We start from the raw sequence: 24911 nt of genomic DNA, 5'->3' as shown, positions 1-24911 counted from the left end.
CCTGAGGAGACACGGGGGCCGGAGGGACTGGGGCTGGAGGGACTGGTCGGGCGGCCGGCCGGGCGTTCGTGCGCGGGCGGGTTCTGGGCATGCATCGACGCTCCAAAGGCATGGCGAAATAACGGTGGGTGTCGGAAAGATCCCCCTGAGTGACCCGGCCGGGGCTCGCTTCATGCTTTCCCGCATTCAGCATCATCACAAGCGAGTCTCGGCGATGGTGACCGTAAGCTGAGCTGATGCTGGAACTGCGCCGCCTGCGGCTGCTCGCCGAATTCGCCCGCCGCGGGAGCATCGCCGCGACCGCCGCCGCCCTCGGCTACACGCCGTCGGCCGTCTCCCAGCAGCTCGCCGCCCTGGAACGGGAGGCGCACGTCCCGCTGCTGGACCGGACGGCCCGCAGCGCGGAGCTGACCGACGCCGGACGGCGGCTCGCCGGGCGCGCCGAGGAGATCCTGAGCCTGGTGGAGACCGCGGAGGCGGAGCTGTCCGCGCAGGCCGACACCCCCATGGGCCGGGTGGTGGTCACGGCCTTCCCGACCGCCGCCGTGGCCTTCGCGCCGGCGCTGGCGCACAGCCTCGGCGACCATCCCGGGCTGACCTTCGTGCTGCGGCAGACCCGCCCGGGCGACGGCATCCGCCAGGTCCAGAACGGCGAGGTCGACATCGCGCTGATCGACGACTGGACGGGCAAGGTCCCCGACCAGTCCCCGGCGGTGCTGGAGTTCTTCCACCTGCGCCGCGACCCGCTCGTCCTGGTCGTCCCGGCCGGGCATCCGATGTCGGACCCGGACCGCCCCGTGGAGCTGCAGATGCTGCGGAACGAGGCGTGGATGGCGGCGCCCCCTGGCGAGCCGTCCCGGCAGGCCGTCGAGCGGCTGCTGGACACCGTGGGGGGCGCCCGGCCCGTCCCCTGGGAGTTCGAGGGCCTGCACACGATTCTCAGCCTGGTGGCGCGGGGGATCGGCATCACCGCCGTGCCCGCGTTGGCCCTGGCCGCCGGCGACCAGGGCGTGGCCGTCCGCCGGATCCCCGAATGCAGGCTGGCCAGGGAGGTGTACGCGGTGACGCGGCGGGCGAGCGTGCGGCGGCCGTCGGTGGCGGTGACGCTGCGGGCGATCTACGCCGCCGCCCGGGAGGCCCAGCCCGCCGCGCCGGAGTTCTGACCGCTTCCGGCCGCGGCTCGGCCAAGCGCGGGACAAATCCGAATTAAGAGACAAATCACCTCAATAGATCGCTCTGTGGTGGGAAGTCGCTGATGAGAGAGCAATCCGGCGGACGGTCTGAACACGGACGCCTCCAGGTTCGTCAAAACGGGACGACGCACACGGATCATCACGTACGGTGGTGCGAATCGTGACGCCGTCCCAGGCCATGCATCAGTCCATGCACACCGATCGGGGAGCGCAGCACTCGATGAACCCACCAGCGACGACGCCGGCCGTCTCGGCGGCCGGGCCCTCGGGCGCCACGGCCGCGGCCGTGGTCGCCGAGGGCGGCGGGCACCACTTCGAACTGCCGCGGATCCGGGCGCTGCTCCTGCACGCGCTGCCGCGCTTCGTCGAGGGGGTGGTGGCGCCCGTCGCGGTGTTCTACGCCGCCCTGGCGCTGCTGGGGCTGAACGGCGCCCTCGCCGCAGCGGTCGCCTGGGTGTACGGGGGGATCATCTTCCGGTACCTGCGCGGGCACCCCGTCTCCGGGATGCTGATGCTGGCCGCGGTCGGCGTGACCGTGCGGGCGGCCCTGGCGGCGGCCACGCACAGCGCCGTGGTCTACTTCCTGCAGCCGACGCTCGGCACGCTGATGGTGAGCATGGCCTTCCTCGCGTCCGTCCCGCTCGGGCGGCCACTGGCGATGAAGCTCGCCCGCGACATGGTGCCGATCCCCGAGGCGTTCTTCCGGCACGACAAGGTGCACCAGTTCTTCCTGCGGATCTCGCTGCTCTGGTCGATGGTGCTGTTCGTCAACGTCGCGCTCAGCCTCTGGATGCTGTTCAACGAGTCGATCGGCACCTACCTGTGGCTGCGCACCAGCATCGTCGCGGGGCTCGGCGCGCTGGGCGTCGGCGTCTCGGTGCTGGGCTTCAAGCGGCTCCTGCGGCACATCAACCGCGAGCCCGCCCCCGCGGCCTGACCCGCTCCCGGCCGCTCCGGCCGCTCTGACCGTCCTGAGCTGCGATTCTCTGATCCCGGCGCGAACTTTTCCGGTTCCCGGACCATCTTTCTTTGCACAGGCATTCGCCGAAGCAGGGTGAGTCTTGGGACTGGGGGAGTTTCGTGGCGATCAAGGGGCGGCCGGCTCTGGCGGCGGCGGGCGGAGCGGGCGCCGTGGCGCTGCTCGCGGCCGGATGCGGCATCGGCGGCACGGGGGTGCTGTCGGCGGGCGAGTCCGACACCACGGTGACGATCACGCCGGCGAACGGGACGCAGCGGGTCGCGCCGGACGCGGTGATCCGGGTGAAGGCGTCCGGCGGCAAGCTGGCGAAGGTCGCCGTCCAGGGCGGCAAGGGCTCGGCCGTCACCGGCGAGCTCGCGGGGAACCGCAAGTCGTGGCACTCCACCCGGACCATGACGCCCGGCGCGTCCTACACCGTGACGGCGCAGGCCAAGAGCGGAGGGAAGCTCCGCACCGTGACCAGCGCGTTCACCGTGCTGACCCCGGACCGGACGCTGTCGATCACCGACGTCACGCCGAACCTGGCCGGGGAGAAGGTCGGCGTCGGCATGCCGATCATGCTGCGGTTCGACCGCCCGGTGGCCGACAAGGCCGCGGTGGAGAAGGCCCTGCACGTCACCCCGGACAAGCCGGTCGAGGGCGCCTGGCGCTGGATCGGGTCCGACCAGGTCGTCTACCGGACGAAGACGTACTGGCAGCCGCACCAGACCGTCCGGTTCCGGGCGGACCTCGCGGGCGTGAACGCCGGGGGCGGCGTGTACGGGGCCGCCGACGTCGCCGAGACGATCACCATCGGCGCCGCGCAGGTCACCACCGGCGACATCGGCGGCCACCACATGACGGTCACGCGGGACGGCCGGAAGCTGCGGACCGTCCCGTTCAGCGCGGGCAACGGGGAGACGCGGGAGTTCACCACCACCAGCGGCGTCCACCTGCTGATGGACAAGGGCAACCCCGTCACGATGACCTCGCCCGGCCGGCAGCCGGGCGACCCGGGCTACTACCAGGAGGTGGTCGACTACGCGGTGCGCTTCTCCGACAGCGGCGAGTACGTCCACTCGGCGCCCTGGTCGGTGGGGTCGCAGGGATCGGCGAACGTCAGCCACGGCTGCCTGAACGTCAGCCCGTCCGACGCCGCCTGGTTCTACGGCATCGCCCAGCGCGGTGACGTGCTCGAGCTCACCGGCTCCAACCGCGAGGTCGAATGGGACAACGGCTGGAGTTTCTGGCAGCTGCCCTTCGCCAAGTGGAAGGAGGGCAGCGCCCTTGGATGACCGCGCTTTCCCGGCGGACCGCGCTTTCCCCGCCGACCGCGCTTTCCCGCCCGATCGCGGTTCCGGGCCGGGCGATGCCCGGCAGGTACTACGGACCGTGTCCGCTTGCAACGCTTTGATCTCGGACTGCCGTCAAAACCCCGGGTCATGGCATCGTCGCCCAATTTTGTCGCTAATGTCGCTGTGGTAGACGGCGGGGTTCTGGAGGTTTGAGGTGCAGCGGAGGATGTCCGCGGGTGTCCGGGCCGGTGCGGGGATGGCGGGGGCCGTGCTGCTCCTCACGACCGCCTGCTCGGGCGGCGAGAAGGAGCACGGCGTTCCGGTCGGCGAGCAGGGGGACGCCGCCGCTCCGCAGGTGACGATCAGCCCGGGCAACGGGAACGGGAAGGCGGCGCCGGAGGCCGGAGTCACCGTCACGGCGGCGGGCGGCACGCTGCAGCAGGTCACCGTCACCCGCAAGGGCAAGCCGGTGGACGGCGCGATGGCGGCCGACAAGAAGAGCTGGAAGTCGCGCACGCTGCGCCCCGGCTCGCAGTACCAGGTCTCCGCGGTCGCCGTCAGCCCCAAGGGCAAGTCGGCCACCGTGAACTCCACCTTCACGACGCTGAAGGCGGCCAACGAGCTGGGCATCGCCGACGTCTCGCCGACCAAGGGGGAGAAGGTCGGCGTCGGGATGCCGATCATCGTCACCTTCGACCGCGCGGTCGGCGACAAGAAGGCCGTCGAGCAGGCCCTGGAGGTCACCTCGACCAAGCCCGCCACCGGCGCCTGGCGCTGGGTCGGCGACACCCAGGTGATCTTCCGGACGGAGAACGGGCACTACTGGCAGCCCAACCAGAAGGTGACCTTCACCGCCAAGCTGGCGGGCGTGAAGTCGGGCAAGAAGACCTACGGGATGACGGACTTCAGCCGCAAGTTCACCATCGGTGACGCGCACATCATCAAGGCGAGCACCAAGACCCACCACCTGACCGTCACCAAGAACGGCAGGAAGGTCAAGAGCTGGCCGATCAGCGCCGGCCGGGGCGGCCGCGTGGTCAACGGCGTGGACACCTACGCCACCACCAGCGGCATCCACCTGACCATGGGCAAGGAGAATCCGGCGATCATGACGTCGGAGTGGATGGGCGTGAAGCCGGACGAGCCGGGCGGCTACAAGGAGGTCATCCCGTTCGCGGTGCGGATCTCCAACAGCGGCGAGTACATCCACTCGATGGCCTCGACGGTGTGGGCGCAGGGCCACCAGAACGTCAGCCACGGCTGCGTCAACTCCCCGCCCGCCGCCGCCCGCTGGTTCTACAACTTCTCCTACCGCGGCGACCCGGTGATCATCACCGGTACCAGCCGCAAGCTGGAGCCGGACAACGGCTGGGGCTTCTACCAGATGTCCTGGAAGAAGTGGGTGAAGGGCAGCGCTCTGGACCGCACCGTCACCACCGGCTGACGGCGCGCCGAGACGCGTCGTGGCGGCGCCCCCCGCTCGGGGGGCGCCGCTCGCGCGTTTCAGGCCCGCTCGATCAGGCCCCGGACGTAGGCGGCCTGCCCGGCGTGCTGGAGGTCGTCGGAGATCACGCTGATCAGCCGCACCGCGAGCGTCACGGGCGGGTCCCAGGCCGTGTCGACGATCCGGTCGAGGTCCTTGTCGGTCAGCGTGCCGACGTACTCGACGGTCCGGTCGTGCACCGCGTCGTGGTAGCCGGTGAGCAGGTCCGCCGAGTCGACGCGGACGGACGCGACCTGCCCGGGGTCGTGGCCGTAGCCGGTCTCGGCCGTCGCGAGCGGCAGCGCGAAACGGTCCGCCCAGCCGCCGGACGTCCAGACCTGCTCGGTGCCGGCGGCGTCGGCGACGTGGTCGTCCTGGACGCGGGTGAGGTGCCAGACGAGCCAGGCGATCGTGTTGGCCTCGGCGTCGGGGCGGAGGACGAGCTGGTCCGGGGTGAGGCCGTCCACGGCTTCCCGGACGACCTCCTGGATGCGGTCGAAGGCGTCGGCGAGCAGTTGCGCACTGGTCATTTCCCCGACGCTACCCCGCGCGCGTCCGTTCGATGCGGGGGCGCCCGCCGAACCCGGGAGCGTCCGCTCGGCAAGGGCGTCCGCTGAGAGCGGAGGGCGTCCGCTGTGAGCGGAGGACGGGGCGCGGGGCGGCGGGGCCGCGCCAGGATGGGGCGATGGTGAGCACACGCCTCGAAGACGCGACCGAACTGCCGGGCGGCCTGCTCGTCAGGGGCCGGGGGCTGCGCCGGCCCGCGCCGGGCGGCGCCGCGCCCGACTACGGCCTGTACCTCGGCTCGGACCGCCCCCGCGGCCGCCACGACGCCGCGCTGGCCTGGCCGCACGCGTGGGTCGACTGGCCGGACTTCCTGCTGCCCCGCGACCGGGAGGGGGCCGTCGCGCTGATCCGGGACCTGCACGCGCGGGCCACCGCCGGCGAGCGGGTCGAGGTCGCCTGCGGCGGCGGCGTCGGCCGCACCGGCACCGTCATGGCCTGCCTGGCCGTGCTGTCCGGGGTGCCGGCGGACCGCGCCGTCGCATGGACGAGAGAGAACTATCACCGCAAAGCGGTCGAGACGCCCTGGCAGCGGCGCTGGGTGCTGCGCTTCCCCTTGGAGTAGCGGCTGCTGAGCGGGTACCTGTCCGGCATGGGCACACCCGCGACCGGCCGGAACGGGGCCGCGCCCGTCCGCGGCTTCGCCGCGGAGCTGCGCGACGCCGTGACGCTGCGCTCGTTCAGCCTCGTCGTGGGCGTGCTGATCCTGCAGCTGGCGTTCATCCTGTCCTACATCGGCGCGTTCCACTCGCCGACACCGCACCGGATCCCCGTCGCGGTCGTCGCGCCCGGGCCGGCGGCGGGGCAGGTCGCCGCGCAGCTGAACGCGCTGAAGGGCGACCCGCTCGAGGCCCGCACCGCGCCGAGCGGGCAGCGGGCCCGTGAGCTGATCCTGGACCGGACGGTCGACGCCGCGATCGTCGTCGACCCGCGCGGCGGCACCGACACGCTGCTCGTGGCGTCCGCGAGCGGCCCCGCCGTCTCCAGCACCACCCAGCAGATCGCGGCCGGGATCGAGCAGTCCCGGCACCGGCGGGTGCGGACCGTCGACATCCGCCCGCCGGCCCCCGGGGACGGCCGCGGCCTGTCGTCGTTCTACCTGGTCATCGGCTGGATCGTGGGCGGCTACCTGGCGGCGGCGATCCTCGGCGTGGCCGGCGGCGCGCGCCCGGCGAACCTGCGCCGCACGGTCATCCGGCTGGGCGCGCTCGCGCTGTACGCGATCGTGTCCGGGCTCGGCGGCGCGATCATCGCCGGGCCGGTCCTCGGCGCCCTGAACGGGCACTTCTGGGCGCTGTGGGGCATCGGCGCGCTGGTCGTCATGGCCGCCGCCGCGACGACCGTCGCGTTCCAGATCCTGCTCGGGCTGCTCGGCGTCGGGCTGGCGATCCTCGTGTTCGTCGTCTTCGGCAACCCGAGCGCGGGCGGCGCCTACCCGATGACCCTGCTGCCGACGTTCTGGCGGGCCATCGGGGACTGGCTGCCGACGGGCGCCGGGACCACCGCCGTCCGCAACACCGTCTACTTCTCCGGCCACGCGACGGCGCAGGCCCTCGGCGTGCTGGCGGGCTACGCCGTCATCGGGTCGGCGGTCGCCCTCGCCGCGTCCGCCGCGCACCTGCGATATATCAGGCTCGTCCCGGACGCCCCGGCGACGAGCAGCACGCAGAGCCAGGCGAACCAGTCGCCGAACCGGGAGTAGACGGTCCGGACGCCGCCCGCGGGGAGCGTCGCGGTGACGGAGGCGAACCCGGCTCCGCCGGTGGCGCGCTCCGCGAGGACCCGGCCGTAGGGGTCGCTGACCAGGAGCGTCCCCGCCCGCGCCGCCCGCGCGACGGTCAGCCCGCTCTCGACGCCGCGGACGAGCGCCATCCGCCCGTGCAGCCGGCCGTCGCCGGTGAAGTCCCATGCGGGGGCGTACAGCACCGTCGCGCCGCGGGCCCGGTAGCCCCGGACGAGGCCCGGGAAGTCCAGGTCCTTGCAGATGGCGAGGCCGCGGCCGGAGGGCAGGAACGCGAACTCCGATCCCGGCGCCAGGCCGTCTTCGAGCCCGGGGATCAGGTGGTGCTTGGCGTAGCGGACGGGCGCGCCGCCGTCCGCGCGGATCCCGAGCGCGACGTTGCGCGCGGTCCCCGCGGTCGTCAGGACCAGCCCGACGACGATGTCCTCGTGGCGTTCGGCGGCGAGCCGCGCCAGCGGCCCGGTGAGCGCGGGCAGGGTCGTCTCGTTCGCGGCGAAGGTCTTCTCCGGCAGGACGACCGTGCCGGCGGGCGCCGTCGCGCGGATCGCGGCGAGGTAGCGGCGCAGCAGGTCGCGCCCCTGCGGCGCGGCGAGGTCGACCGTGTCGTCGGGGCGGTCGGTGCCGAGCAGCGTGACGGTCGCCCGCGAGGGGTCGTGCGGCTGCCGGAGCCGCCAGCCGCCGTAGGCCAGCGGGAGGGCGAGGACGAGCGCGCCGGCGAGCAGCACCCGCCACCGCCGCGCGGTGCCGGGTGCGGCGGCCGCCGCGACGGCCGCGGGCACGCCCATGACGAGGAACGTGATCCCCCACGGGCCGGTCAGCGACGCGGTCTGCACGACCGGCGGGACGTCCGCCTGCGTGTAGGCCAGGCTCAGCCACGCGCCGTGCGGGGCGGCCACCGACAGCGCGTACTCCAGCGCCGCCCAGCCCGCCGGGACGGTCAGCGCCGCGATGAGCGGGAGCCCGCGCAGCAGCAGCCGCCGGAACGCCAGCGCGAGCAGGCCGAACGCCAGCGCGGTGCCGGCGATGATGCCGGCAGCCACGGGCGGCGGCATCTCCAGGGTGCCGAGGTAGTAGGGCCACATCCGGCTCTGCCCGGCGAGCCAGGCGAGGGACGCGGCGGCGAACGCGGCCCGCCCGCCGGTCCGGGGCGCGAGCCACAGGACGGGCAGCGGGCCGAACCAGGTGAGCCAGGCGACCGGGTGCAGCCCGGTGCCGAACAGCAGAAGGACGGAGGACAGCAGCGTCGAGACGATCGCGGTCATGGAGCGAGCGTCGGCCGAGCGTGCCCTCCGCCGCGTCGCCGGGGCGAGTGAAACCCCGCCTCACTCCACCGGACCCCGCCGGGCCGCCGCTCAGTCCGCCGGGTCGCCCGGGACGACCAGCCCCGACTCGTAGGCGAACACGACCGCCTGCACCCGGTCCCGCAGCCCGAGCTTGCCCAGCACATGGCTGACGTGCGTCTTGACGGTGTGCTCGGTGACGACCATCGCCTCGGCGATCTCCGCGTTGGACCGGCCCCGCGCCACCTGCCGCAGCGTCGCGGCCTCCCGCTCGGTCAGCCCGGCGAGCCGTGCCGCGAGCCGCGGGACGACGCCGTGGCCGGGCCGCCGGACCAGGTCCTCGACCAGCCGCCGCGTCACCGCGGGCGCGAGCAGCGCGTCGCCGGCGGCGACGACCCGGACGGCGTCCGCCAGCTCGTCGCGCCGGATGTCCTTCAGCAGGAACCCGCCGGCGCCCGCCCGCAGCGCGTCGTAGACGTGCTCGTCGGAGTCGAACATCGTCAGCACGAGCACCCTGGCGGGCAGCGTCGCGCAGATCCGCTCCGTCGCCTCGATCCCGTTCATCACGGGCATCCGCACGTCCATCACGACGACGTCGGGCCGCAGCTCCGCGGCGGCGCGGACGGCGGCGGCCCCGTCCGCCGCCTCCCCGACGACGGTCATGTCCGGTTGCGCGTCCAGGATCATCGTGAACGCGGCACGGAAGAGGTCCTGGTCGTCGGCGACGAGGACGCGCAACGCCGTGTCGTCCGTCACGGGCTCATTCAACCGGAAGCCGGGCGAGGACCGTGAACCCGCGCGGGCCGGGCCCGGCGCGCAGGGCGCCGCCGCAGGCGGCCGCGCGCTCGCGCATCCCGGCGAGACCGTGCCCGGACGCGTCGGGCTCGCCGCCCCGCCCGTCGTCGGCGACCTCGATCTCCAGCGCGTCCCGCCAGCGCACCGCCACGGTCACCGCGCCCACCGGTCCGGCGTGCTTGCGGACGTTGGTGAGCGCCTCCTGCACGATCCGGTACGCGGCGACCCCGGCGTCCGCCGCGACCGGGCGCGGCTCGCCGTCCACGGTCAGCGCGGCCGGCAGCCCGCAGTCGCGGACGAGGTCGGGCAGCGTCGCGAGGCCCGGCTGCGCGCCGCCGGGCGCCGCCGCGTCCTCGCGCAGCGCGTCCAGGATCGCCCGCAACTGCGCCAGGGCGCCGCGTCCGGTGTCGGCGATCCGCGCGAACGCCGCGTCCGCCCGGTCCGGGCCGGCGAGCGGCGCCGCCTCGGCCTGCACCACCATCAGCCCGACGGAATGGGTGAGGACGTCGTGCATGTCGCGGGCGATGCGGGCCCGTTCGCCGGCGGCGGCCGCCGCCCGCTCCTGCTCCAGCCGGCGCGTCCGCTCGGCGTGCTCGGCGGCCTGCGCGCGGCGGGCCTGCTCGGCCGTCCCGAGCGCGAACGCGGCGGTGAAGGCGGTGCCCAGCAGCGGGTAGACGTCGGAGTCCTCGCCGGGCAGCACGATCGAGACGTACACGGTGGCTGCGAGTAGCGGGACCGACAGCAGCCGCAGCACCGGCCGGCTCAGCGCGGCGATCGTGTACACGGCCACCAGCGGCCCCCACGGCAGCAGCAGCGGCTTCTGCCACTCGACCAGCGCGGTCATCGCGAGGCCGACGACGAGGCCGACGCGCAGCGGGGCGCGGCGCCGCCACAGCACCGGGACGGACGCGAGCAGCGCCAGCGCCACCACCCACCACGGCCGCGCCGCCCACAGCGCCGGCGCCACGGTCGCGGCGGTGACGGCGGCGGCCACCGCCCGGTCGGCGGTCCTCGCGTCGCGCATGCCGCCAGTGTCGGGGACCGGGGCCGCCGCGCACCTCACTCGCGCGAGTGAGACACCCCCTCGTCCCCGCGGAGGGGGCGGCCGCCCTGGACCGGCCGCCCGTCCTGCGCGGGCGTGCCGTGCCCGGGAGCGCCGTGTGCGGCGAGCGGGACGGGCATGCGGGACGGCAGCCGGGCGGTGACGACGAGGCCCCCGCCGGGACGCGGCTCGGCCGTCACGGTCCCGCCGTGCGCGCCCGCGATCGCGCGGACGATCGACAGGCCCAGCCCCGACCCGCGGTCCGAGCGCACCCGGTCGTTGCCGAGCCGGCGGAACGGCTCGAAGATCGTCTCGATCTCGTAGCCCGGCACGGCAGGCCCGGTGTTGGCGACCCGCACCTCGGCCCAGCCGTCCCGGCCGCGCGTCGACACCCACAGCTCGCCGCCCTCGCGGTTGTGCCGGATCGCGTTCTCCACAAGGTTCTGCACGAGCCGCTCGACCAGGACCGGGTCGCCGGCGGTCGGCGCGGGGCCGAGCCGCCGGTCCGCGGTGACCCCGTGCACGCGGGCCTCGGGCGCGGCCTGGTCCAGGACGTGCCCGGCGACGTCCGCCAGGTCCAGCGGGTCCGTGCCGGCCTCGGCGTTCTCCGTCCCGGCGAGGGTGAGCAGCCCGTCGATCAGCCGCTCGTGCCGGGTGTTGACGACCAGCAGCGACTCGCCGAGCCGCTTGACGTCGTCGGTCGCGTCCGGGCGGCGGACCGCCACGTCCACCAGCGTGCGGTTGATCGCGAGCGGGGTGCGCAGCTCGTGCGAGGCGTTCGCGACGAAGCGGCGCTGCCCGTCGAACGCGCGGGCGAGGCGGCCGAGCATGGTGTCGAAGGCGTCCGCCAGCTCCTTGACGTCGTCGCGCGGGCCCTCGTAGCCGATCCGCTCGGTCAGGTCGTGGCTGCGCGCCACCCGCCCCGCCGTCTCGGTGATCTTGTGGACGGGGCGCAGCGCCCGGTCCGCCAGCAGCCAGCCGAGCCCGAGCCCGGCCGCGCCGACCAGGCCGAGCGCGATCCCGCCCTGCGTCAGCAGCGCGTTCAGCGTGTCGTCCTTGTAGTCGCGCTGCGCCCTCACCAGCACGCCCTTCAGCTGGCCCGGCGTGATCGTCTGGCCGGCGTCGGGGGCGGCGACGTCGGCGGGCGCCTGGGTGAACACCCGGTCGGTGGCCCCGCTCGGAGCCGAACCGCTGACCTCCATCGGGCCGCTGCGCTGCGCCAGGTTGTTCTGCACCAGCAGGTACGTCAGCCCGAGCAGGACGATGCCGGCGCCGAGGAACAGGCCGGTGTAGAGCAGGGTGAGGCGCATCCGGATGGTGGGGCGGACGCGTTCTGCGAGGCGTGTCACGGGATCCGGTACCCCGCTCCCGGCACGGTCTCGATGACCTGCGGCTCGCCGAGCTTGCGGCGCAGCTTCATCAGCGTCACCCGCACCGTGTTGGTGAACGGGTCGGTGTGCTCGTCCCACACCTTCTCCAGCAGCCGCTCCGCCGACACGATCGTCCCGTCCGCGCGCATCAGCTCGGCGAGCAGTCCGAACTCCTTGCGCGCCAGCCGCACGTACCGGCCGTCCCGCACGACCTCCTGGCGGGACGGGTCCAGCCGGATGCCCGCGCGCTCCAGCGCGGGCGGCGCCGCCGGGCGGGCCCGCCGGCCGAGCGCCAGGATCCGCGCGACCAGTTCCTCGAACGCGAACGGCTTCGTCAGGTAGTCGTCCGCGCCGATCCGCAGGCCGTCGACGCGCGCGGGGACGGCCGCCGCGGCCGTGAGCATCAGCACCCGCACCAGCGCCCCCGACTCCACCACCGCGCGGCACACGTCGTCGCCGTGCACCACCGGCAGATCGCGGTCCAGGACGAGGACGTCGTAGTCGTTGAGGCCGAGCCTCTCCAGCGCCGCGTCCCCGTCGTACACCACGTCCACCGCCAGCGCCTCCGCCCGCAGGCCCTCGGCGATCGAGTCGGCGAGCATCCGCTCGTCCTCGGCGACCAATACGCGCACCTGTGCCGTCCTCCGCCTCGCCCGTAACCGTTCGGCGCCAGCCTGCGGCATCGGGCGTAACGCCGGCATAACGAGTTCCGGTTACGCCGGGGTTACCGCCCGGCCGCTGGACTTGCCTCGCCGCCGGCGTCCGCCCGGCGGCCTGAGGAGAACGACCGATGAGACGGAACAAGCTCGCGATGCTGGCCCTGCTGCCGGTCCTCGCCCTGGGACTCCAGGGATGCGGCGGAGACGGCGGCGGGACCGGCGCCTCCCGGAAGGCGAGCGACGAGGCGAAGATGCGCAAGTTCGCGCAGTGCATGCGCGACAACGGCGTCGACATGCAGGACCCGAAGGACGGCCGGGTTGAGATCAAGGCGAGCGCGAAGTCCTCGGCGGGCGGCGGGCCGAAGCTCTCGGACCCCACCATCGAGGCGGCGCAGAAGAAGTGCGCGCACCTCATGCCGAACGGCGGGAAGCCGCGCAAGCCCTCCTCGGCGGAACTGGCCACGATGCGCGCCTACTCCAAGTGCATGCGCGACCACGGCGTCACCGCCTTCCCCGACCCGAATCCCGACGGCGGCATGCAGCTGCGGGCCGGCAAGGGCACGGGGATCGACCCGCAGAGCCAGACCTTCAAGGACGCCGACAAGGCGTGCCAGAAGTACCAGCCGGACGGCGGCAAGGGCCGCCCGAGGCTCTTCAGCGGAGGCGGGAAGTGAGCCGGAGGCGCACGGCCGTGCTCGGCGCGGCGGGCGTCGTGGTGGTCGGCGGCGCCGGCCTGGCCGCCGCCGGACTGGGCGGCGGCGACGGCCCCTCCGCCCGGCACGGCGCACTGCCGCCCGCCACGGCGGCGGTCGAGCGCACCACGCTCGTGGAGACCCAGAAGGTGGACGGCACGCTCGGCTACGGCACGTCCGCCTCCGTCTCCGCCCAGGGACGCGGCACGCTCACCTGGCTGGCCGGGGAAGGGGCCGTGGTCACGCGCGGGCGGCCGGTGTACCGGGCCGACAACGAGCCCGTGCCGCTGCTGTACGGGAAGCTGCCCCTCTACCGGACCCTCGACGAGGGGACGGAGGGCGCCGACGTCCTCCAGTTCGAGAAGAACCTCGCCGCGCTCGGCTACACCGGGTTCACCGTCGACAAGACCTACGGCTCCGCCACCGCGGCGGCCGTCAAGCGCTGGCAGGACGACCTCGGCGTGGACGAGACCGGCAAGGTCGCCCCCGGTTCGGTGGTGATCGCACCCGGGCGGATCCGCGTCGCCGACCACAAGGCGCAGGTCGGCGACAAGCTCGGCGGCCCCGTCCTCACCTACACCGGCACGACCCGCGTCGTCGGCGTCGACCTGGACGTCCAGTACCAGCGGCTCGCCAGGAAGGGCGCCAAGGTCGAGATCGCGCTGCCCGACGACCGCACCGCGCAGGGCACCATCGCGTCCGTCGGGAAGGTCGCCGAGCAGGGGCACGGCGACGACCCGACCACCGTCCACCTCACCATCTCCGTCACCGGCCGGCACGCGCTCGGCACGTACGACAAGGCCCCCGTCGGCGTGAACCTGGTCGCCGGCCGGCACCCCGGCGTCCTCGCCGTGCCCGTCGCCGCGCTCCTCGCGCAGGGCGACGGCGGCTACGCGGTACAGGTCGTCCAGAACGGGACGGTCCGGACGGTCCCGGTCGAGACCGGCGTGTTCGCCGGCGGGAAGGTCGAGGTCTCCGGATCCGGGCTGGCCGAGGGCATGAAGGTGGGGGTCCCCTCGTGACGCCGGTGGTCGAACTGCGCGAGGTCACCAGGAGCTACCCCGGCGGCGTCACCGCCCTGGACCGGGTGTCGGTCACCGTGCGGGCGGGCGAGCTCGTCGCGATCGCGGGGCCGTCCGGCTCCGGCAAGTCCACGATGCTGCACCTGCTCGGCACCCTCGACCGGCCGAGCAGCGGCACCGTGCTCGTCGAGGGCCGGGACGCGTCCGCGATGAGCGACCGCCGCCTGTCGGCCCTGCGCGCCCGCCGCATCGGGTTCGTCTTCCAGCAGTTCCATCTCGCGGCCGGGGTCGCCGCGCTCGACAACGTCGCCGACGGCCTGCTGTACGGGGGCGTGCCGCTCGCGCAGCGGCGCCGGCGCGCCCGCCTCGCGCTGGAGCGCGTCGGCCTCGGGCACCGCCTCGGCCACCGGCCGCACCAGCTGTCCGGCGGCGAGCGGCAGCGGGTCGCGATCGCCCGCGCCGTCGTCGGCGAACCGGCGATCCTGCTGGCCGACGAGCCGACCGGCGCGCTGGACTCGGCGTCCGGCGCCGGCGTCCTCGACCTGCTGCGCGAGCTGGCCGGCGGCGGCACCGCCGTCGTCCTCATCACCCACGACCGCGACATCGCCGCGTCGCTGCCCCGGCAGGTGCGGATGCGCGACGGGCGGATCGTCCACGACGACGCCGGACTGGAGGCCGCGCGATGACGCCCCCCGCAGCGCACCCGAGAAGCGGCGACGCCCCGGCGCGCCTCACCCCGCCCGACGTCCTGCGCGTCGGCGCCGCCGGGCTCCGCGCCCGCCCGTTGCGCGTGTTCCTGTCGGCCCTCGGCATCGCGATCGGCATCGCCGCCATGATCGCGGTGGTCGGCATCTCCACGTCCAGCCGCGCGCAGCTCCAGGCCACCCTCGACCGGCTCGGCACGAACCTGCTGACCGTGGCGCCCGGCAAGGACCTGTTCGGCTCGAACAGCGAGCTGCCCGAGGAGTCCACCGGCATGGTCGGGCGGATGTCCGACGTCGACTCGGCGTCCGCCACCGGGAAGCTGGAGGACACCGACGTCTACCGCAACGACCACATCCCGGAGGCGCAGACCGGCGGCATCTCGGTGCTCGCCGCCCGGCTGGACCTGCCCCGCACCATCGGCCTCACCATGGCCGCGGGGACCTGGCTGAACGCCGGCACGGCCCGCTACCCCGCGGTCGTCATCGGCGCGGACGCGGCGCAGGCGCTCGGCGTCTCCACGCCGGGCGTCCAGGTCTGGCTCGGCGCCCAGTGGTTCACCGTCGTCGGGATCCTCGACCCGAACCAGCTCGCTCCGGAGCTGGACAGCGCCGCCCTCGTCGGCTGGGACGCCGCCATGACCCACCTCGGCTTCGACGGCCATCCCACCACCGTCTACGCCCGCGCCCGCAAGGACGCGGTGGAGAAGGCGCAGAACCTGCTCGCCGCGACCGCCAACCCGCAGTCGCCCAACGAGGTCGAGGTCAGCCGCCCCTCCGACGCGCTGGCCGCGCAGAACGCCGCGAACGCGACGTTCACCGCGCTGCTGCTCGGTCTCGGCGGCGTCGCGCTCCTGGTCGGCGGCGTCGGCGTGGCGAACACCATGGTGATCTCCGTGCTGGAGCGCCGCGCCGAGATCGGGCTGCGCCGCTCGCTCGGCGCGACCCGCGGCCAGGTCCGGCTGCAGTTCCTCACCGAGTCGCAGCTGCTCGCGGGGCTCGGCGGAGTCGGCGGCGTCGCCCTGGGCGCCGCCGTCACCGCCGTGTTCGCGGTGGCGCAGGGCTGGCCGACGGTCGTCCCGATCTGGGCGATGGCGGGAGGCGTCCTCGCCACCCTCCTCATCGGCGCCGTCGCCGGCCTCTACCCGGCGATCCGCGCCGCACGCCTCCCCCCGACCGAGGCCCTGGGGGCTGTTTAGCCCAGGGGGGACGACCCCCTGGAACCCCCGTCACGACGGGCAGGGCGTTCCTCGCTCGCGCTGACGCCCTGCCCGTCGACGGGTGCCGGTGGGTCAGCGGACGCCGTAGAGGTGTTCCAGGGCCAGCTGGTCGAGGCGTTCGAAGGCGGAGCCGCGGGTGGCGAGGGCCTCGATGTCGGGGGACGCGTCGCGGACGGAGCGCCAGTCCTCGCCGTCGGCGAGGGTCGGGACGGCCAGCTCGTCGAGCTTCGCGTCCCGCAGGGCGTCCTGGACCTCGGGGTCGGCGCGGAAGGCGCGGGCCTTCTCGCGCAGGATCAGCCAGTTGCGCATGCAGGCCCGCGCCGACTCCCAGACGCCCTCGTCGTCCTCGGTGCGCGGCGGCTTGAAGTCGAAGTGGACCGGACCGCTGTAGTCGCTGTTCTCGATGAGGTCGACGACCCAGAACGCGCCGCGCGCGTTGCCCGCCCCGAACCGCAGGTCCTGGTCGTAGCGGGGGCCGTGCTGGCCGTTCAGGTCGATGTGGAACAGCTTGCCCTGCCACAGCGCCTGCGCGAGGCCGTGCGCGTAGTTGAGGCCGGCCATCTCCTCGTGCCCGACCTCGGGGTTGAGGCCGACGTTCTCGGACCGCTCGAGGGTCTCGATGAAGGCGAGGGCGTGGCCGATGGTGGGGAGCAGGATGTCCCCGCGCGGCTCGTTCGGCTTCGGCTCGATGGCGAAGCGCAGGTCGTGGCCCTGGTCGGCGACGTAGTCGCCGAGGACGTCGAACGCCTCCTTGTAACGGTCCAGCGCGGCGCGGACGTCCTTGGCGGCGCCCGACTCGGCGCCCTCGCGGCCGCCCCAGCACACGTAGGTCTTCGCGCCCAGCTCGGCGGCGAGGTCGAGGTTGTCCATGACCTTGCGCAGCGCGAACCGGCGGACGTCGCGGTCGTTGGAGGTGAACGCGCCGTCCTTGAAGACCGGGTGGGAGAACAGGTTGGTCGTCGCGGTGGTGACGACCAGGCCCGTCTCGTCGAGGGCCTTCCGGAACGCGTCGATCTTCTCCTGGCGCTCGGCGGGCGAGGCGTCGAAGTCGAACACGTCGTTGTCGTGGAAGTTGACGCCGTAGGCGCCGATCTCCGCGAGCTTGCGGACGGCGCGGTCGGCGGGCATCGGCGTCCGGGTGCCGGGGCCGAACACGTCGACGCCCTGCCAGCCGACCGTCCAGATGCCGAACGAGAACCGGTCTTCCGGGACGGGCGTGTAGTCGCTCATGGGTCTCCTTGTCAGATCTGCGGAGCGGAGTCGCGCAGCGCGGCGTAGCGCGCGCGGACCGGGTCCGCGTCCGCCGCGCGGTCGGTGGTGTGCTCGGTGGCGGGCGGCGCGGGCCAGCGCGGCGGCTCCGGCGTGCCCGCGAGCGCCCAGGCCGCCTGGCGGGCGGCGCCGAGCGCGACGTATTCGGCGGGCTCCGGCACGGTGACCGGCGTACCCAGGATCGCGGGGGCCAGCGCCCGGACGGCCTCCGAGCGCGCGCCGCCGCCGATGAGCAGGGTGCGGCGGGGCGCGACGCCCTGCGCGGCGAGATGGCCGACGGCGTCGGCGAGGGAGCACAGCAGCGCCTCGACCGCGGCCCGCGCGACGTTCTCGCGGGTGGCGTTGGACGTGGTGAGGCCCGCGAGCACCCCGCTGGCGTCGGGGCGGTCGGGGGTGCGCTCGCCGTCGAGGTAGGGCAGCAGCGTCAGGCCGCCCGCGCCCGGCTCGGCGGCGAGCGCGAGCGCCGACAGCTCCTCCAGGTCCGCGCCGGTGATCGACGCGGCGGCCGACAGGATCCGGGCGGCGTTCAGCGTGCAGACGAGGGGGAGGAACCGGCCGGTCGCGTCGGCGAACCCGGCGACGAGGCCGGACGGGTCGGCGGCGGGGGCGTCGGCGACCGCGAACGCCGTCCCGGACGTGCCGATCGACACCACGACGTCGCCGGGCTCCAGCCCGAGGCCGAGCGCGGCGCCCATGTTGTCGCCGGTGCCGGGGCCGAGCGCCGCGCCCCAGGACGTCTCGCCGACCGCCTCGCCGGGGCCCGCGACGCGCGGCGGCTCGGCGTCGTGCCCGAGCGCGGCGCGCAGCAGGTCGGGCAGGTAGGCGCCGGCGGCGGGGGACCAGTAGCCGGTGCCGGACGCGTCGCCCCGGTCGGTGACCGGTTCGCTCGCGCCGAGCCGCCAGGTCAGCCAGTCGTGCGGGAGCATCACCCGCTCGGTGCGGCGCGCGTTCTCGGGCTCGTGCTCGGCCATCCAGCGCAGCTTGCCGACGGTGAACGAGGCGAGCGGCACGCTGCCGGTCCGCTCCGCCCACGCCTGCGGCCCGCCGAACTCGGCGACCAGCGCGCGGGCCTGCGGCGCGGAGCGGGTGTCGTTCCACAGCAGCGCCGGCCGCACGACCTCGCCGGCGCCGTCGACCGCGACCATCCCGTGCTGCTGCGCGGCGACGGCGACCGCGTCGGCGCGTTCGAGCACGTCGCGCACCTGCGACAGCGCGTCCCACCAGTGCCGGGGATGGCACTCGGTGCCGTCCGGGTGCGGTGCCGACGCCTGCGCCACGACGGTGCCGTCCCCGGCACGGCAGAGCACGACCTTCGTCGACTGCGTCGACGAATCGACGCCCGCCACCAGGGTCTCGGCCATGCGCCCTCTTTCGTAAAGAGTTTGGACTAAATAACGTAGCAGATGACATCCCCCCTGCCCAGGCACCCGATTGAATTAGGGTTGGTCCATGACGAAGTCCGGAAACGCCCCCGTCCGGCACGCCACGATGCGCGGGCGCAACCTCGCGGTCGTGCTCGAGCACATCGCCCGGCACCAGCCCGTCACCCGGGCCCGGCTCGCCGAGCTGACCGGCTTCACCAAGACCACCGTCTCCAACCTCGTCGGCCTGCTGGAGGGGGCGGGTCTCGTCCGCGACGGCGCGCCCGTGCACGAGGGGGAGCGCGGCCGGCCCGGCGTCGGCGTGTCGATCGCCGGGGACGGCGCCGCCGGGCTCGGGCTGGAGGTGAACGTCGACTACCTCGCCGCCTGCGTCCTCGACCTCGGCAAGCAGGTCCGGTACCGGCACGTGGTCAGCGCCGACAACCGCGGCCGGCCGCCCGCCGCCGTCCTCGCCGCGCTGTCGGCGCTCGCCGCGGAGGCCATCGCCGCGGTCGCCGGCCAGGGCCTCGCGGTCGCCGGCGCCGCCGTCGCGCTGCCCGGCCTGCTCGACCGCGAGCACGGCGTCGTCCGGCACGCCCCGAACCTCGGCTGGGCGGACGTCCCCGTCGCCGTGCCGACCGGCCCGGCGCCGCTGCCCGCCGAGTACGACAACGAGGCGAACCTCGCCGCGCTCGGCGAGCTGTGGTTCGGGGGCGGCGCGCGGCTCGGCGACTTCGTGCACGTCTCCGGCGAGATCGGGATCGGCGCCGGGATCGTCGTCGACGGCCGGGTCTTCCGCGGCGCGCACGGCTTCGCCGGCGAGCTCGGCCACCTGGTCGCCGACCCGTCCGGCCCGCCCTGCTCGTGCGGCGGGCGCGGCTGCCTGGAGCAGATCGCCGGTCAGGAGGCGATGCTGCGCGCCGCCGGCATCCCGGAGGCGAGGGCGGTCACCGGGCCGGACGGCTCGGTGAACGCGCTCCTCGACCGGCTGAACGGCGGCGACGCCGCCGCGCTCGCCGCGGTGGACCGCGCGGGCCGCGCGCTCGGCGGGGCGCTCGCCTCCGTCGTCAACCTCATCGACCCGGACGCGATCGTCCTCGGCGGGGTCTTCTCGCCGCTGGCCGAGTGGATCCGGCCGCCGCTCGAAGGGGTCCTCGCCGCCGGGACCGGGTCGCTGCGCCGCGGCGTCCCGCCGGTGGAGGTGTCCGGCCTGGCCGAGGGCGCCGCCGTCCTCGGCGCCGCCGGCCTCGTCATCGAGCGCGTCATCGCCGACCCCGCGCGCCTCCTCTAGAGCGGGACGTACTCGAACCAGTCGAAGTCGGCGTGGTTCGTGCCGGACCGGCCGTTGGAGGTGGCGTAGAGCCCGACGAGGACGCCGGTGAAGCCCCCGGCGACCTGGCTGGTCAGGAAGTCGCCGTCGATCGGGTCGCCGAGCGGCGCCCATCGCCCCGGACCCGGGGAGTAGGACGCCCGGTACCAGCGGCCGTGGGCCTCGAAACCGAGCCCGACGATCCCCGGCACGGCCCGCGCCTCGGCCAGGACGGTCGTGACGCCCTGCTCCCGCTTGGCCAGCCGCAGCCCCCGGTCCGTCACGGCCAGCACCACGTGGAAGTCGGGGTTCTGCACGAGCGCGAGCCCGGCCTCCTCGTCGTCGCCGGCCGCGAAGTCGAGGGCGGTGAAGGCGGCGAACTCCGGATGCCGCTGCCGCCGCCCGACGAAGGACGGGTTGGCCGCGTCGGCGAGGCCCTCCGGACGGAGCCGCAGCCGCAGCCGGCCGGGACGGTCCGTCAGGCTCCACCACCGCTCGCGCGGGGTCCGCAGCATGGTCCACGACGGGTCGAGCTCCGGCCCGTCGAACTGGTCGCACGCCGGGACGGCCGGCCACGGACGCTCCGGCAGCGACGGCGCGGGGCACTCCGCCTCGACCCGGCCGCCGGCGACCGGCCAGCCGTCCTCCCAGGTGACCGGGGCGAGGAACGTCTCGCGGCCGAGGGCGCACCGGTCGCCGTGGTGCGGGCGCATGGCGAGCAGGACCATCCACCACTCGCCGTCCGGCGTCTCCACGAGATCGGCGTGCCCCGTCCCGACGATCGGGTGGCCGGCGCCGAGGTCGCGGTGGGTCAGGATCGGGTTGCGGGGGTTCCCCTCGTAGGGGCCGGTGACGCGGTCGGCCCGCGCGATCATCACCGCGTGGTCCATCGCGGTGCCGCCCTCGGCCGTCAGCAGGTAGTACCGGCCGCCGATGCGGTAGAGGTGGGAGCCCTCCGACCAGATCGCGCCCTTCAGCGCACCGTCCCAGATCACGTGCTCCTCGCCGACGAGGGACAGCGACCGCGGGTCGAACTCGCGCAGCCAGATCTCGGTGTGCCCCTCGTACCGCCCGGTCGGCCGGGTCCCGGTGCACCAGGCGCGGCCGTCGTCGTCGAAGAACAGGGACGGGTCGATGCCGTCCCCCTCCAGCCGCACCGGGTCCGACCACGGTCCGGACGGATCGCCGGCCGTCATCACGAAATGGCCCGACCACTCCGGCCCGTCCACGAGGGTGCAGACCAGGTAGAAGGTGCCGTCGTGGTGCCGCAGCGTGGGCGCGTACAGCCCGCCCGACGCAGGGACGCCGTCCAGCGGCAGCTGCTCCGGCCGGTCGAGGGCGTGCCCGATCGGCCGCCAGTGCACCAGATCGCGGCTGTGGTGCACCGGCAGGCCGGGGAACCATTCGAACGTCGACGTCACGAGGTAGAAGTCGTCGCCCACGCGGCAGATCGACGGGTCCGGGTGGCAGCCCGGCAGCACGGGGTTGCGGAAGCGCCTCACAGCGGCGTCACCTTCACCGGGACGGTCAGGACGCGGTCCGGGCCGGGCTCGCGGACCGGGCCGTCCAGCGTGAACGAGCCGCGCAGCGGCAGGTCGGCGCTGGACCCCCCGACGGCCACCTCGATCACTCCCGGTTCGACGATGCGGCGCAGGTCCGCGCCGGTGAACGAGGTCCGGTCGGCGTGCACCTCGAACGTGACGCGGGCCGCCTCGCCCGGCTCCAGCCGGATCCGGGCGAACCCGGCGAGCCAGCGCGCCGGCCGCACCACCGACGCGACCGGGTCCGACAGGTACAGCTGGACGACCTCGGTGCCCGCGCGGTCCCCGGTGTTGCGGACGACCGCGCTGACCGTGACCGTCCCGTCGGTGGCGGCGCGCTCCTCGGTCCTCAGGTCCTCGTAGTCGAAGGACGTCCACGTCAGGCCGTAGCCGAACGGATAGAGCGGGACGGGGTCGACCACGCTCCAGTCGTGCCCGCCGTCCATCAGGGACCGCAGGTAGGTGACCGGCGGGCCGGAGGCGCGGCGCGGCACGCTGATCGGCATCCGCCCGGACGGCTCGGCCCGTCCCGCCAGGATCGCCGCCACCGCCCGGCCGCCCTCCTCACCGGGGAAGAAGGCCTGCACGACGGCCGCGGCCCGGTCGGCGACGGACTCGAGCGCGTAGGGGCGCCCGCTGAGCATGACGATCACGGTGGGCGTGCCGGTGTCCAGCACGGCGGAGGCCAGTTCGGCCTGCCGTCCCGGCAGCGCGAGCGTCTCGGTGTCGCAGCCCTCCCCGGACGTGCCCCGGCCGAAGAGCCCTGCCCGGTCGCCGAGCGCGAGCACGCACACCTCGGCGTCCCGCGCCGCCGCGACGGCCTTCTCGATGTCGGCGTCGTCGGCGACGAACACGTCGTCCGTCGCGGCCACCCGGACTCCGGGCAGCTCGGCGGCCAGCGCGTCCGCCAGCGTCGGGACGTCCACGCCGAGCCGCAGGTCCGGATGCTCGCGGCCGACGTGGCTGGGGAAGGTGTAGCAGCCCAGCATCCCGAAGGGGTCGTCGGCGAGCGGGCCGGTCAGCGCCACGCCGGAGCCGGAGCGCAGCGGAAGGACGCCGTCGTTCGCCAGCAGGACGACCGATTCCTCCGCCAGCCGCCGCGCCAGCGCCCGGTGCTCGGGGGGATCGAGGTCGAGCGGCGCGCGGTCGTCGTCCGCCGGCAGCGGGTCCAGCAGGCCGAGTTCGGCCTTCAGGGCCAGGACGCGGCCGGCGGCGCGGTCGAGCAGTTCCTCGGGCACCTCCCCCTGCCTGACCCGGTCGATCAGCGGCGCGCCGTAGCAGCGGACGGTCGGCAGCTCGATGTCGACGCCGGCCTGCAGCGCGAGTACGGCGGCCTCGGCCCGCGACCCGGCCACCCGGTGCCGGCTCTGCAGGAACGAGATGCCGAAGTAGTCGGCGACGACGACGCCCGTGAAGCCCAGCTCCTCGCGCAGCAGGCCCGTGAGCAGGCGCTCGTCGGCGGCGGCGGGCATCCCGTCGACGTCGGTGTAGGAGTGCATGACCGCCCGGGCGCCGCCGTCGCGCAGCGCCATCACGAACGGCTCCAGCACCACGTCGGTGAACTCGCGCGGTCCGATCGGCGTCGGCGCCATGTTCCGCCCCGCGCGGGACGCCGAGTAGCCGGCGAAATGCTTCAGCGTCGTGACGATGCCCGATCGCTCCAGGGCGCTCACATAGGCCGTGCCGAGGACTCCGACGAGATACGGGTCCTCGCCGATGCACTCCTCCGTCCGGCCCCAGCGGGCGTCGCGGACGACGTCCAGGACGGGTGCGAGGCCCTGGTGGACGCCGGCCGCCCGCATGCTCGCCCCGATCGCGGACGCCATCTCGGCCACCAGCTCCGGGTCGAAGGTCGCGCCCCAGGCGGGCGGGCTGGGGAACACGGTGGCGCCCCACGTCATGAAGCCGTTGAGGCACTCCTCGTGCGCGATCGCCGCGATGCCGAACCGGTTCCCGGCGGCGACGCGGGCCTGCAGCTCGCGGAGCCGGGCGGCGCCCTCGGCCGCCGGCACCGGCAGGGTGCCGAACACGCGGGTGAGCTGGCCGAGGCCGCGGGGCAGCACCTCGTCCAGGCTCGGGACGTCCTCGTCGAAGTCGTCCTCCATCGGCGCCACCTGCGCGCCCGGCTCGGCGGGCATCACCCAGAAGCCGGCGAGCTGCCCGGCCTTCTCCTCCGGCGTCATCCGGGCCAGCAGGCCGGCGACCCGCTCGTCCGCGGGGGACGGTGGGGCCGAGGGCCGCCGGCGTGGGGGCGGCGGGGCGGTGGACCCGCGGACGCGCAGGTCGGTGGCCAGTTCCACGCGCGGCGTCAGCGGCGGGCGGCCGTCCAGCAGCTGGAGCAGGGTGCGGGCGGCGACGCGGCCCATCTCCTCCAGCGGCTGCCGGACGGTGGTCAGCGGCGGCGACAGCCACTCGCAGGTCGGCAGGTCGTCGAAGCCGACGACGCTGAGGTCCTCGGGGATGCGCAGGCCGGCGAGCCGGGCCGCCTGGTAGGCGCCCATGGCCTGCTCGTCGCTGCCGGCGAAGACGGCGGTCGGCGGATCCGGCAGCTCCAGCAGCTCGCGGGTGCGGGCGAAGCCGCCGCGGTGGTGGAAGTCGCCGTACCGGACGAGGTCCCTGTCGACCTCGATCCCGGCGCGCTCCAGCGCCGTCCGGTAGCCGTCCACGCGGGCCTGCGTGCACAGCATGTCGGCGGGCCCGCCGATCATCCCGATGCGGCGGTGGCCGAGGTCGATGAGGTGCTCGGTGGCGGCCAGGCCGCCGGCCCAGTTGGTGGCGCCGACGCTGGCGATGTCGGTGTCCGGCAGGTTCACCGGGTCGACCAGCACCAGCCCGACGCCCGCCTTCTCCAGCTGGGCGCGCTGGCGGTGCGTCATCCGGGAGGTCACGAGGATCACGCCGTCGCTGTGGTGCAGCGCGGGCAGGTTCTGCCAGCTCGGCGGGCGCGCGTCGTCCTCGCGGACGAGCGAGACCGCGACGCCGGTGCCCTGCTCGGCGCACTCGGCCTCGACGCCGCGCAGGATCTCCACCGCCCAGGGGCTGTCCAGCCCGGCGAGCACCAGGTCGATCAGCCCGGACCGGCGGGTGCGCCGGGCGACGCCGCCGGGACCCGGGTAGTTGTGGGTGCGCAGCAGCGCCTCCACCCGCTCGCGGGTCGCGGCGGCCACGTCGGTGCGGCCGTTGAGGACCTTGGACACCGTGGCGGGGGAGACCCCCGCCTCGGCGGCGATGACGGCCAGGGTCGGCCGGGACGGCGGATCCGGCATCTCGTCGGTGGTGCGCACGGGCACGCCTCTCTCCTCCCCGAGGAAACGATTGCGAACAGTATCGCAATCTTTCGCGCTCTCCTAGCCCCGTGATCGGGTTTCATTCGGCGCTCGTGATGTGGCCAAGCGTGTGCCGGATGTGGCGAACTG

General features: G+C 74.7%; 20 protein-coding genes. 10 read left to right on the top strand and 10 right to left on the bottom strand.

Features of this window, described 5'->3' with window-relative positions:
* The first annotated feature begins 236 nt into the window (after positions 1 to 236).
* The 4 genes from J4557_RS24590 to J4557_RS24575 all read left to right on the top strand — a co-directional run bounded on the left by J4557_RS24590 (position 237) and on the right by J4557_RS24575 (position 4890).
* Positions 237 to 1163 (top strand): LysR family transcriptional regulator, encoded by a 927-nt coding sequence (locus J4557_RS24590; protein WP_208269077.1) that lies wholly within the window; start codon positions 237 to 239, stop codon positions 1161 to 1163.
* A gap of 250 nt (positions 1164 to 1413) precedes the next feature.
* Positions 1414 to 2130 carry a VC0807 family protein gene (locus J4557_RS24585; RefSeq protein WP_243776265.1) on the top strand — a complete coding sequence of 239 codons (717 nt, stop codon included), beginning with the start codon at positions 1414 to 1416 and terminating at the stop codon, positions 2128 to 2130.
* 143 nt (positions 2131 to 2273) lie between these two features.
* Complete coding sequence (locus J4557_RS24580; RefSeq protein WP_208269076.1) at positions 2274 to 3446, top strand: L,D-transpeptidase; 1173 nt, start codon at positions 2274 to 2276, stop codon at positions 3444 to 3446.
* A gap of 226 nt (positions 3447 to 3672) precedes the next feature.
* On the top strand, positions 3673 to 4890 hold the full coding sequence (locus J4557_RS24575; protein WP_243776264.1) for a L,D-transpeptidase: 1218 nt from the start codon (positions 3673 to 3675) through the stop codon (positions 4888 to 4890).
* Positions 4891 to 4949: 59 nt separating this feature from the next.
* Here the strand turns inward: J4557_RS24575 and J4557_RS24570 are convergent, their stop codons facing one another.
* Positions 4950 to 5459, bottom strand: coding sequence for a mycothiol transferase (locus J4557_RS24570; protein ID WP_208269075.1), 510 nt, complete (start codon positions 5457 to 5459; stop codon positions 4950 to 4952).
* Positions 5460 to 5614: 155 nt separating this feature from the next.
* Here J4557_RS24570 and J4557_RS24565 point away from each other — a divergent pair, with 155 nt between their 5' ends.
* On the top strand, positions 5615 to 6058 hold the full coding sequence (locus J4557_RS24565) for a protein-tyrosine phosphatase family protein (protein WP_208269074.1): 444 nt from the start codon (positions 5615 to 5617) through the stop codon (positions 6056 to 6058).
* Positions 6059 to 7062: 1004 nt separating this feature from the next.
* On the opposite strand, the gene J4557_RS24560 is transcribed toward J4557_RS24565, so the two are convergent.
* From J4557_RS24560 to J4557_RS24540, 5 genes are all read right to left on the bottom strand, one after another.
* Complete coding sequence (locus J4557_RS24560; protein ID WP_208269073.1) at positions 7063 to 8496, bottom strand: nitrilase-related carbon-nitrogen hydrolase; 1434 nt, start codon at positions 8494 to 8496, stop codon at positions 7063 to 7065.
* Between the two features lie 90 nt (positions 8497 to 8586).
* Positions 8587 to 9270 (bottom strand): response regulator, encoded by a 684-nt coding sequence (locus J4557_RS24555; protein WP_307800173.1) that lies wholly within the window; start codon positions 9268 to 9270, stop codon positions 8587 to 8589.
* 4 nt (positions 9271 to 9274) lie between these two features.
* Entirely contained in the window at positions 9275 to 10333 is a 1059-nt protein-coding gene (locus J4557_RS24550; RefSeq protein ID WP_208269072.1) for a sensor histidine kinase, read from the bottom strand.
* 35 nt (positions 10334 to 10368) lie between these two features.
* Positions 10369 to 11700 carry a sensor histidine kinase gene (locus J4557_RS24545; RefSeq protein WP_307800172.1) on the bottom strand — a complete coding sequence of 444 codons (1332 nt, stop codon included), beginning with the start codon at positions 11698 to 11700 and terminating at the stop codon, positions 10369 to 10371.
* Complete coding sequence (locus tag J4557_RS24540; protein WP_208269071.1) at positions 11697 to 12353, bottom strand: response regulator transcription factor; 657 nt, start codon at positions 12351 to 12353, stop codon at positions 11697 to 11699. Before J4557_RS24540 ends, J4557_RS24545 begins: the two co-directional genes overlap by 4 nt.
* Before the next feature lie 158 nt (positions 12354 to 12511).
* Here J4557_RS24540 and J4557_RS24535 point away from each other — a divergent pair, with 158 nt between their 5' ends.
* Genes J4557_RS24535 through J4557_RS24520 form a run of 4 tightly spaced genes read left to right on the top strand, consistent with a single transcriptional unit; the run spans position 12512 to position 15994 of the window.
* The gene (locus J4557_RS24535) at positions 12512 to 13054 is read left to right on the top strand and encodes a hypothetical protein (protein ID WP_208269070.1); all 543 of its coding nucleotides are present in this window, start codon (positions 12512 to 12514) and stop codon (positions 13052 to 13054) included.
* Positions 13051 to 14094, top strand: a complete 1044-nt coding sequence (locus J4557_RS24530; protein ID WP_208269069.1) for a peptidoglycan-binding protein — start codon at positions 13051 to 13053, stop codon at positions 14092 to 14094. The genes J4557_RS24535 and J4557_RS24530 overlap by 4 nt, the downstream gene beginning before the upstream one ends.
* A 5-nt stretch (positions 14095 to 14099) precedes the next feature.
* Complete coding sequence (locus tag J4557_RS24525) at positions 14100 to 14780, top strand: ABC transporter ATP-binding protein (protein ID WP_307800179.1); 681 nt, start codon at positions 14100 to 14102, stop codon at positions 14778 to 14780.
* Positions 14777 to 15994 (top strand): ABC transporter permease, encoded by a 1218-nt coding sequence (locus tag J4557_RS24520; protein WP_208269067.1) that lies wholly within the window; start codon positions 14777 to 14779, stop codon positions 15992 to 15994. Before J4557_RS24525 ends, J4557_RS24520 begins: the two co-directional genes overlap by 4 nt.
* Positions 15995 to 16087: 93 nt before the next feature.
* On the opposite strand, the gene xylA is transcribed toward J4557_RS24520, so the two are convergent.
* Positions 16088 to 17245 carry a xylose isomerase gene (gene xylA, locus J4557_RS24515; RefSeq protein ID WP_208269066.1) on the bottom strand — a complete coding sequence of 386 codons (1158 nt, stop codon included), beginning with the start codon at positions 17243 to 17245 and terminating at the stop codon, positions 16088 to 16090.
* Between the two features lie 11 nt (positions 17246 to 17256).
* On the bottom strand, positions 17257 to 18645 hold the full coding sequence (gene xylB, locus J4557_RS24510) for a xylulokinase (protein ID WP_208269065.1): 1389 nt from the start codon (positions 18643 to 18645) through the stop codon (positions 17257 to 17259).
* 88 nt (positions 18646 to 18733) lie between these two features.
* Here xylB and J4557_RS24505 point away from each other — a divergent pair, with 88 nt between their 5' ends.
* Positions 18734 to 19936, top strand: coding sequence for an ROK family protein (locus J4557_RS24505; RefSeq protein ID WP_208269064.1), 1203 nt, complete (start codon positions 18734 to 18736; stop codon positions 19934 to 19936).
* Here the strand turns inward: J4557_RS24505 and J4557_RS51720 are convergent.
* Together J4557_RS51720 and J4557_RS24495 are read right to left on the bottom strand one after the other, a co-directional pair.
* Positions 19933 to 21456, bottom strand: coding sequence for a glycoside hydrolase family 43 protein (locus J4557_RS51720; RefSeq protein ID WP_208269063.1), 1524 nt, complete (start codon positions 21454 to 21456; stop codon positions 19933 to 19935). The genes J4557_RS24505 and J4557_RS51720 overlap by 4 nt on opposite strands.
* On the bottom strand, positions 21453 to 24785 hold the full coding sequence (locus tag J4557_RS24495) for a glycoside hydrolase family 3 N-terminal domain-containing protein (protein ID WP_307800171.1): 3333 nt from the start codon (positions 24783 to 24785) through the stop codon (positions 21453 to 21455). Before J4557_RS24495 ends, J4557_RS51720 begins: the two co-directional genes overlap by 4 nt.
* Between the last annotated feature and the right edge of the window lie 126 nt (positions 24786 to 24911).

The sequence above is a fragment of the Actinomadura nitritigenes genome (genome assembly GCF_017573545.1).
GTDB classification, from domain to species: Bacteria; Actinomycetota; Actinomycetes; order Streptosporangiales; family Streptosporangiaceae; genus Spirillospora; species Spirillospora nitritigenes.
This window is presented reverse-complemented; position numbering and strand designations above follow the sequence as displayed.